The following is a 15,471-nucleotide window of genomic DNA, read 5'->3' on the forward strand; positions in this document are numbered from 1 at the left end:
GCCACTGCAGATCTTCTGAATATCCTACAGATCCTCCAGGATATTCGTCCTTACCCATAAGAAAATCTTGATTTTGTAGGAATCAGCGAAATATTGTCATTACAGACATTATCAAAGAGGACAAGGAAGTTCGATTTGCATGCAATCAACAAAGAGATCGCTTCCCTTTATTCTATGAGAGAATGCGCCGCCATTTGTCCGTTCAATACACACATGCAAGTATTCCACTGCCATGGGAAAGGGTGTATGGATTACTTATAAGGATCCGTACAGCGGGTGGTCAAAGAAAACGAAAGGATATTCATACGGAAAGAAGTGTCACATGTCTTTGGACGTGTATTCGCACCTTATCATGGAGTGGATCTTTACCAGAGGTAATATCCATGATTCCCGTGCATCGCACAGGCCCATCGATTCCCTCAGGAACTTCGCATACTTAATTGCAGATTAAGCTTATGATACATCCGCGATATACGATTACATATTCGAGACACTTGGATGGGGGATATAACGTACATTCTCCGTACTTAAGGGTATAATGAACGCTGAGAACATCTGGTATATGAAGAACAGAGATCACGATACAGCGGTTGCATTAAAGGCGGTCGCTTACAACATCATGATTATATCGAAAAGGACGGGAGAAATGGCGAGGGAGATAATGAAAATCGTCGTTCGCTAAAATATGGGACGCCCTATCTACGATGAGATAGACAGGCTGACAGAGAAGAAATAGAATCTATGTGCATAAGATTCCTCCGTCTTAATGTAAAAAAGAATGTAATCGATACCATAAGGCTCATTAAGAATCAAAGTATCGCTATACTGTCAGATAAACTTTTTTCATCGAGGACGATATATTGAGGTAGTGTTGTATCTATGACCTATTCTATTGAAAGTATGTTTATATGTAAATAGATGATTCTAGACGCATATGAAAGAATACCGAAGGAAGAAAATTGTTCTTATAAAATGGTTTTTCGGCGAGCCAAGAACTGGTGGGGACAAGGTCTTTCAAGAGATTTTCCGTGCTTTAAAGGAATCAGATAATTTTCAAGTAACCATGATCGAACCATTTTTTAAGGTTACACAAGGATCACCTTATGCAATAAGATTTATCAAATTTGCTATTTTTAGGTTATATAGTAATTTATTGGCTCAATTTCTTATTAAGAAAGGTGTCATAGTTTATACCGGCTCTAACGCAGGTAACTTTCAATATCAACAACCACCTTCAATCGGAAAAAATAAAGACAAATTTAATGCTATTTCTTCTATATTCAACTTAGTGATAAAAGTCATCGATAATCTAAGCATCTTCAATAGAAAATCTATAATCCTAGCAATATATAATTCCAAGTTTACTATGTTAAAATATAGAATAGCAGATGCAAAATTTCATATAGTTATTTACCCAGGTTTATTACCCGAGATACCAAAAGTTATTTTTAACGAAAAAGAAGATATAATAATAACAATATCAAGAATCGATCCAGACAAGTCGTTAGAAAATCTTCTTGAAATCATTCCAAATGGAGACGAAAACCATTATATAATAGGGTATCTAGCAGACAAACAATATGCAGAATTTTTGCAGAAAAACTTGAAAAATTCTCATTTCATTTTCAATGCAACGGATAAGCAAAGAAATGATCTCCTAAGGCGGGCTAAAATTTTAATCCATCCAGCGATGTATGAAGCAGCAGGAATTGTATTTATGGAGGCTATGTCTTATGGGGTGATTCCAATAGCACACAATTCCGGAGGGGCTCCTGAGATAGTCCCAAAACAATATCTTTACGATAGTCTCGCTGAGGCAAGAGAGAAAATCAAGAAGTATCTTTCAGAGTACAATGAAACACATTTTAACGAACTTAGGCGAGAAGCTTCTAGATTTCTGATTAGCAAATTCCATGAATCCATTGAATCGGCTTTTACAGAATGTTTTATAAAGAACTAAAACGGCATATATCAAAATGAAAAATGATTGGAATGATCAAAATTCGCAGAATATTCATGAAAGAATTACTTAAAAAACTATATGGATTCCATAGAGAGGAAACGATATTCAAAAAAGTGACAGTGTCCTATATTTTGTGTAGGAATCATGGGAAAATCATGAAACAAAATTCATGAAAAAATTAATAATACCTCGTCTGAAACATGTCCGTTATGGCGTCCTGGGCTTTACGGAATCCCCTTTATGGATCGTACGTACACCTGTTCGTTGAGTTCGGCCACCCTCAGGTATATTATTCTTCATTGCATTCTCCTCGGATGGAAGTGAATCGATTATCTTGATCCTTCTCCTGATCTCCTTGTTCATTTTTTGATGATGTAATACCAGATTGCGATGAAATAGTAAACAAATAAATCCATATAAGAGGATAATTCATTGTACGTCTTTATTTTTTCCAGAAGCCAAGAACGATATAAACTTTTTGACAACTGATGCAGATTCTGGAAAAAGTGATCCCAGAAAGAGCTCTTCGTCTCTTTTTATTAGCCTAGTCGCCTTGATCATTCCCATATATGTAAGAGCTCCAATCAAGATGTATGGTACAAGAAGATAGAGAGCAGTTCCAAAATGAACTTCGAGAAATACTACGATTATGACCATAACGATTGACGAAATCCATATCTTCGTTAATCCCATCATATCTGTTCTGAAAAGGCCTGTCTTCTTGGCGTAATAATATACAACAATGAAAGAAGCCGCATACACCGATGAGAATCCAATTGAAGCACCTTCTATGCCAAACCTCGGTATAAGTAGGATCGAAAAAACAAGATTGCTGGCAAGAGCAGCGCTGCTTGAATAGATGAAGACTCTCGTCTTCCTAACTGCGGCTATGAGCTGCGTCATTACATTGCTTGTTATGAAAATAGCGGAGGATATAGACACAATAGAAATGGCATCGGCTCCTTCCTCGTAATACCTTCCTGCGAGAAGCACTATGATCATCCTTGAAAGCGCCGCAATTCCCAAGGCAGCTGGAACATATACAGCCGAAACTACCACGGTAGCGATCGCCGTTCTGGATCTTATATTCTCTCGATTTCCCATGCCATAGAATTCGGAAAATTTCGGAAGCATTATGTTGTTCAGTGGAGAAACGAGAAACCCTATGGAAGTTGCGATGAGTAGTGCAAAATTGTAAATGGCTAGCGATGAAAGTGGCATAAGTCCGGCAACTATGAATCGATCCGTATAGCTTGCACCGTAGCTAATTATCGATGATAAAAGAACTGGAATGGAAAATTGAAATAGTAGTGATGGGGTCAATTTCCGTGGTGTGCCCCTGTAATTCCTTGTAGACGTTATTATGAAATACAGATACATGAATACGCCAAAGAATATGCCCGCAGTCCATCCGATTATCAAATACGTAAGGGACTTAAAAAAGAATCCCATCATCAATGCAATTGAATAATAGGTTACCCATATGATTATGTTCATCAATCCGGAAGTCCTGAAGAGCTGCAGACCAAGAGCGGCGCCGTTTAGTATCCCGAATAGCACATTTCCAACAAGAACCAGGCTTAGCAATCTGATCAGATTGGAATAACGGGTCGTGTGCATGAAGATTATCGATATGCCAGTTGACGTATACAGCATGAAAGCCAATCCTCCTAACGAAAGGAGAAAACCGAGAGCGAGTATTTTGAAAACAATGCTTTTAGCCGTGGCGTATTCTCTCTTCCCCAGATGGTATGAGGCAAAATGCTGTACAGCTGTTCCAAGCCCCATCGAGAATATAAGATTGAACAGCCCAACAATTGCCAGGAACAATGCAACTGCCCCGACATCGGTTGAATTGAAGAGGCGAACAAGAACGACATAAAACAATGCCCCAGAGAATAGTTGTGCGCCTGCACCTGTATATTGGTACAAAACATCGGTTCCAACAAATGATGAAGAATGGGTCATTATGATCCATATCCTTATCTTTCTTATATATTTAATTTTTGAATGTATGTATCAGACAATAGTTATTTTGAACAATGCAAACCCTAAAAGAATGTCCGAGGTCAATCCCAATTCACCTCCCAATTTGTTTTCTAATAGATAGATTCAGAAGGTTCCAGAAATATCGAGAAGCCTAAAAAATATAATGATGTGCTCATCGATAGTGGGAAATATGGTAGGATTGCCCTGCGATATTGAGGGGTGGCGCTATATTGGCCAGTTTCGAAGGGAATTATCGCATTTTCACACTATGTTGTAGTATTTGGCTCCTTAAAATATAAGAGCCCCTTTCCAATGGATATTGTTACCTGAAAATCCCACACCACACATTGTCTGATAAAGGACAAAATTCATAGCGGATTCATTTATGCTTGAATTCATCAACATACTTCCTTCTATTGTTGTTTCGTTTATGAGGACAAAGTTATCGTCTGAAGCCACACGCAGAGTTATGTTATCGCTTGGATTTGCATCTATGGATTGAAGATAGAAAATCACACGATACCTGCCGGGATACAGTGTTCGGAGAGGTTCATATCAAGCAATGCTCATCGATGCGTTATGGAAGATAAAGTGTTGTTCCGCATCGTATAGTTATATTCATTTCCGTAGATGAGGAAGGAGGTTGCTGTCAGATTAAACATTATCGGGGTCTCATATACTGGAAGCCCGGTATAGTTGAGCTTATAAACCACGACTTCATCAGAACCGAAAGATTCCATATAGATACCGTAATGGGAAATGAAAGTCGCATTTAGAATCAAATTATCAAGCATTGGATTTCCTGCTTCGGCTCAATAACTGGAGGGATCATTCACTATGTATTCGAATCTGAAGGAATATATCATACTTGTCAATGTTCCATTTGAATATGGGGTTGTGTATGCATTTGGATCGTTTGAGAACACGGGAAACAAGTTGTTTGTTGTCAACAGGTATGGATTGCTATCACCTATCGTCTTATGAAGCGCAAAAGCGGCTTCTGACGCATTTCCGACCTTAAGGGAGGGAAGATCGACCATTGCACCCTGTTTTACAAATATGCTGTGTGGTGCAATAGGTGTCATCGGTATCTCAAGTGCAGTTCCCACAATCAAAATCGCAAGGATCAGTATTGCCATTTTCTTTACGGCTTCTTTCGCCAAATGATCATCAATTTTATTAAATTTTGATATCAATCCTAGAATTTTAGAAACCCCATAGGCGGTAGAGACATAAACGAAAGGTATCAACATCACCGTGTACTGATATCCAAGCTGATAATATGCAGGGTATCTGGAGAGATACGCAAAGAAGAAATACGGAATCGAACCTAAGAGCGTGGTAGGGCTGAGAAACGCTAAAAATCCCGTGCTAGCGAACGCGTACATGAAAAATGAAAGCTTCTGTGGAAAATTGTAAAGGAAATAGGTGATAAACTTCCCCGGATCTGATAGCATAATTGATAATAGGCCAGTTATGCTGGATGAGGCCATGCCGACCGGCGTTAAGCTACCTACGCTGGCCGATCCAGACGCGTGATCAATGAAAGCTTTCATTAAAGGTACGGACATTATATAGAGGAACGAAATGGCAAAGAATGAGGCAAGCAATGCGGTGTTCCTCTGTCTGATCAGATTCTTCAGGCTCTCTAGCTTAAGAGATTTCAAGGAGATAGGATGAAGCATGAGGTACTGAGATATAGCTATAAAGAGTGATATGAAAACGTATCCTGAGTGCAGTGATACTATGAAAGCCAAGAAAACAGCATTCAGTACCCAATTCTTCCTGAGAAAGAAATAATATGAAGAGAAAACGAAAAGGTTCAGGAACATCATGATATGAAAGTCAAATGAAATGGGGCTTTCCGTATAGGGAGAAAGAAGATATGAAATGGATATTGCCAGTGCGATAGGACTGGCCACATTTTTGTTGGTTTTTCCTACGAGGAGTCTCTGGGCGATCAGGAACAGGGGAAGAGACGAGAAACTTATCACGATCGATTGGAGTATGAGCAATGTCATGGGGCTTGGTGCAAGGGCATATAAGGGATATATCAGGAATAAGATCGGCGAAAAGTGTTCTGCAAGAAGACTCTCTCTCCTATGAGCGTTGAATAGAAAAATTTGCCATGAATTGTTGTAGCGTATACCTGCGAAGCTATGCCAAGGTCATATCCGGTTGCATTCAATGAAATATATTTAGTGATTGAATATACTGAAAATGCATAGGAGAAAATAATTGCGATTATTATTATAGCAATAAGATATGGATCCCTCTTGATCATCTTTCCATCTCCTGTAGTGTTCATTTATGATTAATTTCGATTTTGAAATTAATAATTTTATATGTATACACCATCATAAATCCATATACAAAACTCCATACAAATTACATACACAAAATGCTGGGCAGATTGTATGTTCCTAAAAAATAAGCTTTCTATTTATGTCTTATACCGATGCTCTACCCTTGTCACTAAGAGGATTTCGGTCATGTAAGTTCTTATGAATCGAAAACCATTAACTATTTTGCTGCCCCCTTTCTCTCTCTCCTTAAAGACATAGAGCACATCCGCGACCTTAACTCTTGGGTTTGCAGCAAGCAGGAAGAGAAGAGTCTTATAACCTCTCCATTTCTCATCTATCGAAACATTCAAATGATTTCTGAACCCGAAGTATTCCGACATGGGATCTGTAGTTTTCCTTGAAGACTCAGTCGGTATCTTTGAGATAAACATGGCCGCTCTAAATCAGTCCTCTTGTTGATTTTCTGTCCCCCGCCGATCCTCCTTTGGCATATCTACTCGCAACAACTATATCATAGCCGTTCATTAGCTTATTATATATAGTATTCAAGTATTCTGGAGGATGCTGATCATCCGCATCCATGATGATAATGACGTCGCCATCGGCAACTCTAATACCGAATAAATTTACTACGAGCAGTGACCTTTTGCTATCTTCAAAAACGCATTTTGATCTTCCATTTTTCTATACATAATCCTTGATGAAGTCCCTTGTATCGTCAGTGCTTCCATCATCCACGAAAACAAATTGGTGTTCGAGCTTTGCTTTATCATCTATTTGTTTAACCAGATCTGGTAGATTATCGATCTCGTTTATGGTACATAAAATTATGGAGGCTTTCATTGAAACAAAACCTCTTCCCTTTCTAACTTCATCGATCCGATCATGCTCTTCATAGCTTCTTCTATTATTCTTACATCAAAATACAAGGAGGCTTTTTCTTTTATTTTCTTCCTCAACATGAGATATTCCATAGGATCCTTCTCTTTTAACTTTCTTAAACGATTTATTTCGGTAAGGAAATCCTTTGCATTACGGTCGATTATTATTACATTTTCACCCATAACATCCCTGATGTATACCAGTCCAGAGGTTCTAGTCGAAATGATTGGCAAACCACTGGCAAGCCCCTCTATGCTAGAAATACTGAGGGATTCATATTCTGAACAGTTGATCATTACGTCCGATTTTGCGAGGATATTTCTTTTTTCTTCCTCGCTCACTTGCCCATAGAATATCACATTATTCTTTTTAATTTTTTTCGCATATCGTTTCGTATCTAAACCGACAATGTGAAATTTTATATCCTCATCAGAATCTTTTAAGATCTTCATCAATAATTTGGAACCCTTGTTCTTAGTGAGTTTGTTCAGGAAAACCACATTGAAGCCTCTTGATTCTTCAACACGAAAATCGTCAAAATTGACTGAGCTTTGAGGTATTAAATGTATGTTGTTGAATCCCATCTTCCTATAAAAATCATACTGAAAGCTATTCTGTACCTGCACGGTTATGCTCCTATCAATAGATTTGAAGATCAATCTATTCAGAAATCTTAACACTAGTCGGTACGCGGGATTATTTCTTTGACCGAGTATCTCGAAATATGATCCATGGTTCGCGAGGATTATATGGTGCGTGAAAGAGCTTTTTCTTGCATACATTGAAAAATTTCTGAAGAGGAAATTTGGATTCTGAAAGTAATAATAATCATATCCTTTGACTATATTATATATTCTTCTAAAACGAAAAAGGCCAATCAAGCCGGTCGATTTGCTATGCGTGAGGCGCAGAATGGATTTCTTTCCGAATATGTCGAATTTAAATGCATTCTTCACATAATTTACCTCATTGACTGCTATGTGGTTATTTCTTTCATATTCGCATCCAGAACCAAATATCGTAACATCAAAACCCATTTTTTTAGCTATCTTAGATGTTTGCAGGGCATTTCGCTCGCCCCCACCATCGTACACAAGATCAGCAGATCCCAAGATAGCAAAGCTTGGACTTGACACTGAGAAGAGATCATGGTTATATTAATTAATCTTCTCATACTGAGTTATGACCGAAAGGCTTCTCCTAATTTTTAATCCGAATAATTTTACTTTCATATAATATTATTATATATAACAGGATCTTTGTGCCTCAATAAGAATACTAGGATCCTATGAACAAATTGTGTCGGCGATCATGGTATTATAGACTAAGGCGATGAAATTTATCTGAATACTTATGGCGTCCCAGAACTTGTGCATGCTCAAATCTACCTACTCTCTAGAAGATCTCCGTTACAGCATCCTCGCATTTATGGATTTTTTAGTTGAGCTATTACGCCATTTTTAGTTTAATTCTTAGGGGAGAGATGAGTTTTTAAATGGTATTGTGCATGGTTGGAAGTCCGATCTCGGATATATCTGCCTTATCTCCTCTTATATGCCCGGAAGAATGTCCGCTAAGAAGAGAAGGGGTTCTTCCACTCCTCTTTCATGGAGGTCGATCAGGGCATTTCTGTAGGCAATATGGTTTTCCACCGGATTAATGTAAAAGCCTAGGCTCTCATAATGTCTAGATTCGCTTATGCCCATGGCGAATATCGTACATTCCTTCTGTACTGTATCTCTTCAAAGGGAGAAGAACATGGCATCCAGGAATATGGCTATATATCTTTTATTAAGGGATCGCTTCTTCCAGTTCTCCGCCTCCGATATCGTTATATCAGTTATCCTTGATATCATGGATCTGCTGTATTTACTGTGTAACAATTCTTCAAGTATCTCTGCCATCTTCCTTGTGGATATGCCTTTGGAATACCTCGATAATATCAGATCCTCTATTCCGATCGATTGCTGGTACTATCCGGACAGTGTATGGAATTCATCATTACGGTCCCTTTGTACATTCAGACCATCTATTTTTCCATACTTCCTTATGAGATCCCCTTCATAGTATCCGTTATGTTTTCCACCATTCTTCTCTAAAAATGCCTGTATTTCTCCTTCATCAGAGATTCCATGAACTCGTTTGCTGTCGTCCGTACTATCTCAAATATCTTTGTCCGTACATTCCATCCATTATTGCCTCCTTGTCCGCTCGAGTGGGTATCCTTGATTTTTTTCATAAATTTTGTTTTATGATCTTCCCAGGATTCCCTTTACACAAAATTCTTGACACTATCAATGTCGATATACAATTTTCAAACTTTATATTAATCTATTATTATCTTGATAGAGCATTGATAGGTCTTAATAAACGGAATATTTTACTCCTTTAAATATTAGAGTACCTGTCCAATCAATAGCCATTCCCCTGAATTCGACGCTGTATTTTGTTTCATTTAGCGTCAAATGTAATGTAACCTCTTCTAAATCACCGTTGGGCAATTCGGAAGAATTTATTACAGTTTGATTTAGTGTTACTGTTCCAGCATTTGTAGTTACGTCCAATAATATACTACTATTAGCTTCAGAATTTACAGATTCTAGATAATAGGTTATGTTATATCGGCCCGGGAGAAGCGTTGTGTAAGGTCCGAACCATGCAGTTCCCATGGTGGTGTTATGATATACGTAGGAACCATTTACAATCGAATAATTGTACTCTCCTGCAGCGATATAGAATGACGTTGCAGGAAGATAGGCAGAATACGGAATCATCAAGACTGGTAATCCAGTATAGTTGAGCTTGTATACTATCACTCCGTCTTGTCCAAATGATTCCATATAAACACCATAATGCGAGATAAACGTATTGTTATCTATTAAGTCGTTCATACTTGGATTAAATTGGTTTGACCAAAAACTATCCGGCTGATTGACCAAATATTCAATGTGATAACCATAAATAAGGTTTCGTAACTGGCTATTCCACGCAAAGGCTATGACATAAGCATTTGTGTCTTTCGCGAACACTGGATAAAGATTGTTTATTGTCAAAAGATATGGATCGCTTTCGCCTATTTCCTTCTGTAGTTCAAAAGCTATTTCTGATCCGTTATTATAAGCAAATTCGTGGAAATTTGCCATAGATCCACTTTCTATGAATATATTGCGAGGTGAGATTGGATCAAGCGGAAGCTCGAAGAGCGAGCTAACTATAACTATCGATATGACGCCAACTAATATTTTCTTTATAGTTCTACGGACATCATCGCTGTCTGTCGCTCTCGCGCTTTGAACTATTTTTCTGATGCCAAATAGCGCGCCAATGAATATAAACGGTATGATCATAGTGGAATACTGATATCCTAGTGAATAATAAGGGCCATAGCTAGACAAATAAGCATAGAGGAAATACGGAATATCCATCAGGAGCGATAAGGGATCTAGGAATACTAAAAATCCCGTATTAGCAAAGGCATAGAATGCAAATATAATCTTATCTGGAAAGTTAATTAGAAACGCAGATTCGATAAGCATAGGCCGCGTAAACAAATCGGTAAAAAGTCCAGCTAAGCTGCTTGAAACACTCCCTGTGGACATAGTAGATGGTGGGCTTAAGGCCACTGCCCCTGAGGCGATGAAAGTCTTCATTAGACTTGCAAAATACAAATATCCTACAAGCAAAATTAACGTTATTATTATCTTTATCAATGTTTTACTTCGAACAATTTTCTGTAGAACGTATTTCGATTTTGGTGTTTTTTTCAAATTATCTGAAATATTTATATTGGCGATTGTGCGGATTATTTTATGGCAATTTAGGTTTCCTTCATTCCTGATGCGAAATATAAATTGATATGAAATAATAAAGAAGACCATTATCACAAAGAGGGAATGAAGTGAAATTATAAGAATTAAGACTATTAAATTCAGAATTTTATACTTTTTCATAAAGAAATAGAATGAAAGCGGGACAAACAAAATCAAAAAAGGCATAAGATGGAAATCAAACGATAGTGGGCTTTCAATGTATGGTGATAATATATATGAGGTTGAGATGAATAACGCCAACATTTCAAGTAATATGTCCTTTTTGAAATTATTAATAAAAAATATTTCCCTCGCAAGTAGATATATGACCAATCCAGAAAATGATATCATCACAGATTGCATTATCAATAATGTTTTTACGTAAGGAAAGAACCAGTATATCGGATATATAACAAAAAGGAATGGAGAAAAATGCTCAGAAAAAGAATTAATTAAAAGTGGATTTGCATACATAACATGCCCATGCATTGTATTTTCAAGGATAGAAACGTAAATTCCTAGATCATAAGCAGTTGCGTTGAGCGAAACATATTTAAGTATAGTATAATATGAGAATAAATACGAAAAAAGTATTGATATTGATAGCATAATATAGAAAAATGGATCTTTAAAATAATTACTTTCACATGTATGAAATGAAAATTTCACCATATGAAAAACCGAATGTAGTCCTTTATTTAAACTTTTATCCTTTGTTTCTGTCTAAATAAACTAATATTTCAGTACCTGATAAATTGATAATGGGATTTATAGGATATGAGCTGATCAGTTTCTTCCTCGATTATATATCGCACCTAAATTATATTGAATCCTGGTTATCGCTGTAATTATCGCGATCTGCTGGAAGAAGCTTATATATGTATTGCATTTACGATTGATATGATCAGTGTGATAATCACAGCATATAATCGTAAAGAATATCTAAAAGAAGCCATTCGATCTGTAATTGATCAGAATTTAGAAAAGGATAAGTATGAAATTATTTTGGTGTCTAATTTTGATTTCGATATATCAGATATAAGAGTCTCGGTAAAAGTTAAGAAATTGATTCTTGAAGGTTCTATGGGAGAATTCCTTTATCATGCCATTATGAAAGCTGATGGTGATATTCTTACGTTTATGGATGATGATGACATTTGGCTTCCAGATAAGCTCAAAGTGGTAGAAGAGACTTTCTCTGATTCAAGTATCATATACTATCACAATAATTATTTTTATATTAACGAAAGAACAGAGGTCATAGATAAAAAGAGCATATATGATTCAAGAGTATCTATAAAATATTCTATCAGATTATCAAAAGTTTCATCTTCCAAAGTTATTGCAAAAGCCCTAAAGTACAGGGCTGACTTTAATTCAAGCTGTATATCAATCAGAAAGTGTGTATTGATAGACTTCATGCCACAGATTAGAAAAATTATGAGCATGCCAGATAGTTTCTTTTTCTGGATCTCTCTTATGCATGGTGGCGTGATTTATTTAGATAACCAAGTGTTAACAGGATATAGACTTCATGCGGATAGAATATCTGGATCGAAAGAAAGCGAATCTCTTATCAAGGAACTTAAACGCAGACTTCCAACAATTGAGATGCTAAACAATATATGTTTAACGGAATATTCCAATGATAAACAAATATCTATGTGGCTTAACCTTTATATTATAGAATACAGACTTGCTATATCACTATTGAATACACAACCAATAATGGACGTCATTTCGGAATTTATTGAATTACTTAAGGTAAACATTGCTTATACGAATAAACTAAGACACAGACTTTTGATGATATCCTTACTATATCTTATTAATCGCAAGATGGCTTTGCAATTAACTCTCTTTCTTAGCAACAAATAATAACCTATCTCTTAAAAAATTATTAAAATCTGCATACAGCTAGTCTATGAGATTGCTCGCACTTTATTAGAATCATTTAACAAATAGCTTCCAGATCTTTTGTAAGATTAAGTATATTGCCCTAGAACATGTCCATTGTGACGTCATTGCTTTTATAAAATTCTCTCAAAGACCTGTCAAGCCACCATCTTGCCAATTCGACAACATCGAGATGGATAATTATCGTGGTGCGGTCCTCTGATCTATGTAAATCTATGATCTTTACATTTTCTAATTCCCTTGTTCATGTGCTCCATTACTCTGTTCTCTATTCCAAGATTACACTCCGCTATGAAAATAAGAAGCCCTTCAACGCTGCGTTCATCCAGATCGATCAGCATGTTCTTGGAGGCTAAGTGGTTTTCAACAGGATTGATGTAAAAGCCTAAAATCTCATGATAGCTATATTCGCTTATACTAGGGCAAATATCGTGCTTCTCCATTTACTTGTTTAGCTAGTTCTTGCACATCTATATGATAAGTTTTTCCCATCTTTTGACTGTTTTGTCCCAAGGATATTTTTAGCAAATTGAAGTGATGATGACCATCATTTTTCGGGTTCATTTAAAATTTGAAACGCTGCATCCGAGGGACCTTTTCTATCGTCATTTTTGACTTTTATACCATTGATTCCGTCTTCAATGGCGTCGCTGACTCCTAGCACGTCATAGGAAACCGTCGGCGTTCCGGCAGCAGATGCCTCAAGCGTTGAAAGGCCCCATCCTTCAGTTACGGAGGTATGGACGTTCATCTAGGAAGAACCAACTACTAGGGGAAGTTCATCATCAAATATCCTTCCCTTAAATGTTATACGATCTTCTAGGTTTAATTCCGAAACTAACTTCCTTAAATGGGGTTCTTTTGGGCCTGTTCTTTTACATCCTGGGATCTGGCTCTTAAATTCGTATTTGTCCTATTTTGAAATTTTAGGGGTTAGGAGATTATATGGCGTATATTGGCCGTCTTATTTAATCATATATCTTCATTGCTAACCTTGCATATAGGTGGTATTGGCATAGGCGAGCCATTATGGTTTATTTGCAATATTTTGGTTTCTTTTATTTTTTCTTATAAACTTTTTAATTCCATTCTACATAATAACAATATTTCCTATATTTTTGCTCTAATATACACTTTCAGTCCTGCTATGGCCGTTTTGACGTATAGCACTAGCTGGGAAACAGTCCTATCTTATGCTTTTTCTCCATTGATTTTATATCTATTATATTTGACATTTAACAATCTTGAATTAAAAGGTCTGAGTTTCGATTTAATTTTGATATCGATATTTATGTATGTTTATTATTTTGATACAGACGTAATAATGTGGGAAGGAATATTAGTTGTTTCTATGCTTATATATTTGACAATAAGCCATACAAACAGAAAAAATTGTTCTTAAATTCTGGAAAGGCTGCCTTATCTATTATTTTATTTAAACTATTTCGGATTCTATGGTTCTTATAATCTCCTTCATTGCAGAGCATGGTGCATCTGCATTCTCAGTGGCGGACTTCGGTGCGCCGATAATTAAAGATATTTTGATCGATTTGGAAGGCAATTTTAAAGGATACTAGTTGTATTAATATGTTTATTTAATATGGGCTGTATCACTGTTTTTCTTATTTCTTTCTATTTACTTCAGGAAAAAAAGTTAAGATGATAGAAATAATTATGTCTGTCTTGTCTTTGAATTTTATAGTACCAATTGTATAGATAATGTTTAGATTTAATGTAGAGCTTATCGCGATAGTAGTAAATAAATATATCTCTATAGTTGGAGAATAGTCTGTCTCAAGCGGTTTTATCATGGTATCTAATACGATAATTTTTGACTGCCATTCTCTTTCAAATTCCATTAAACCATTATTTTAAAAATTTTTTAAAAACCAAATTAAATAGGAAATCGATAAACAGAGTCACGATTATTTTGATCATTGCGATAATATTAATATTTTCTGATATTACCATATTAGTTAAATATGGCCACACTAATTTTCCCAGCGACATTGAACTACACAATCATTCGCAAAAAATTTTTGAGCTCCTTTGATGTTCCTGAGAATATTACGATTTTATCAAATTGGTTCTATCATAATACAAATATAAAGTCTGGATATAAGATATATTCAGGTTCTGTTTTTACAAGCACTAATTGGCCATCGGTACTATGACGGATGATACACCGTACGTTAATCTGTCAACATCTGCAGGTGGTGCCATATCAATTATGGAACATGACGGAAACTTAACGCCACTCGCACGTGCACTCCCGATGGAAGGAGTCGAATATTTTATAATATATAAGGGTCCGAACATCAATACAAATATTGTTTATACCGGTCTAGCTTCATTCACTGAGTACGGATAACTATTGCAACTATCATATGCGCCAATAGGTTCTTGAGAGAAATGGGCCCTTCTTTTGAATAAAAGCAATGCATTTAAAGAGATTGCAAATATTTGAGGATCGATCATTTATAAAAATTTATATTATAGTAGAATTGTTTATATTTATAATCCTAATGGTACCAGTTATAATTATATAATGAATCATTGCTTAAATCCTATAAAATACGGTTTTTATGAAAATAATATAGAGTAT

12 protein-coding genes and 2 pseudogenes are annotated in these 15,471 nt (G+C 36.2%); 3 read left to right on the forward strand and 11 right to left on the reverse strand.

What is annotated here, in order from left to right; genetic code table 11:
• The first annotated feature begins 232 nt into the window (after positions 1-232).
• Together TA_RS08315 and TA_RS03610 are read left to right on the forward strand one after the other, a co-directional pair.
• Positions 233-451, forward strand: a complete 219-nt coding sequence (locus TA_RS08315; RefSeq protein ID WP_156778494.1) for a transposase — start codon at positions 233-235, stop codon at positions 449-451.
• 483 nt (positions 452-934) lie between these two features.
• On the forward strand, positions 935-1,960 hold the full coding sequence (locus tag TA_RS03610) for a glycosyltransferase (RefSeq protein ID WP_048161718.1): 1,026 nt from the start codon (positions 935-937) through the stop codon (positions 1,958-1,960).
• A gap of 210 nt (positions 1,961-2,170) precedes the next feature.
• Here TA_RS03610 and TA_RS08190 read toward each other — a convergent pair whose 3' ends face one another.
• The 9 genes and pseudogenes from TA_RS08190 to TA_RS03640 form a co-directional block, all read right to left on the reverse strand.
• On the reverse strand, positions 2,171-2,326 hold the full coding sequence (locus TA_RS08190; protein ID WP_162053243.1) for a hypothetical protein: 156 nt from the start codon (positions 2,324-2,326) through the stop codon (positions 2,171-2,173).
• A gap of 66 nt (positions 2,327-2,392) precedes the next feature.
• Positions 2,393-3,931 carry a flippase gene (locus TA_RS03615; protein ID WP_010901124.1) on the reverse strand — a complete coding sequence of 513 codons (1,539 nt, stop codon included), beginning with the start codon at positions 3,929-3,931 and terminating at the stop codon, positions 2,393-2,395.
• Positions 3,932-4,764: 833 nt separating this feature from the next.
• On the reverse strand, positions 4,765-6,099 hold the full coding sequence (locus TA_RS03620; protein WP_083808308.1) for a DUF2079 domain-containing protein: 1,335 nt from the start codon (positions 6,097-6,099) through the stop codon (positions 4,765-4,767).
• On the reverse strand, positions 6,006-6,260 hold the full coding sequence (locus TA_RS03625) for a hypothetical protein (protein WP_048161724.1): 255 nt from the start codon (positions 6,258-6,260) through the stop codon (positions 6,006-6,008). The genes TA_RS03620 and TA_RS03625 overlap by 94 nt, the downstream gene beginning before the upstream one ends.
• Positions 6,261-6,395: 135 nt before the next feature.
• Complete coding sequence (locus TA_RS03630) at positions 6,396-6,638, reverse strand: hypothetical protein (protein WP_162053245.1); 243 nt, start codon at positions 6,636-6,638, stop codon at positions 6,396-6,398.
• A 58-nt stretch (positions 6,639-6,696) separates the two neighbouring features.
• Positions 6,697-7,101: pseudogene (locus TA_RS08415) on the reverse strand (glycosyltransferase).
• On the reverse strand, positions 7,098-8,234 hold the full coding sequence (locus TA_RS03635) for a glycosyltransferase family 4 protein (RefSeq protein WP_162053247.1): 1,137 nt from the start codon (positions 8,232-8,234) through the stop codon (positions 7,098-7,100). Before TA_RS03635 ends, TA_RS08415 begins: the two are co-directional and overlap by 4 nt.
• 456 nt (positions 8,235-8,690) lie before the next feature.
• Positions 8,691-9,044: pseudogene (locus tag TA_RS08420) on the reverse strand (transposase).
• A gap of 459 nt (positions 9,045-9,503) precedes the next feature.
• Positions 9,504-11,621, reverse strand: coding sequence for a DUF2079 domain-containing protein (locus TA_RS03640; RefSeq protein ID WP_048161728.1), 2,118 nt, complete (start codon positions 11,619-11,621; stop codon positions 9,504-9,506).
• A gap of 228 nt (positions 11,622-11,849) precedes the next feature.
• Here TA_RS03640 and TA_RS07875 point away from each other — a divergent pair, with 228 nt between their 5' ends.
• Positions 11,850-12,827 carry a glycosyltransferase family A protein gene (locus tag TA_RS07875; protein ID WP_052295722.1) on the forward strand — a complete coding sequence of 326 codons (978 nt, stop codon included), beginning with the start codon at positions 11,850-11,852 and terminating at the stop codon, positions 12,825-12,827.
• A 242-nt stretch (positions 12,828-13,069) separates the two neighbouring features.
• On the opposite strand, the gene TA_RS03650 is transcribed toward TA_RS07875, so the two are convergent.
• Positions 13,070-13,309: a transposase gene (locus TA_RS03650; RefSeq protein ID WP_010901131.1), complete on the reverse strand. Its 240-nt coding sequence runs from the start codon at positions 13,307-13,309 to the stop codon at positions 13,070-13,072.
• 104 nt (positions 13,310-13,413) lie between these two features.
• Positions 13,414-13,617, reverse strand: coding sequence for a glycosyltransferase (locus tag TA_RS03655; RefSeq protein WP_010901132.1), 204 nt, complete (start codon positions 13,615-13,617; stop codon positions 13,414-13,416).
• Positions 13,618-15,471: the final 1,854 nt, after the last annotated feature.

The sequence above is a fragment of the Thermoplasma acidophilum DSM 1728 genome (genome assembly GCF_000195915.1).
GTDB classification, from domain to species: domain Archaea; phylum Thermoplasmatota; class Thermoplasmata; order Thermoplasmatales; family Thermoplasmataceae; genus Thermoplasma; species Thermoplasma acidophilum.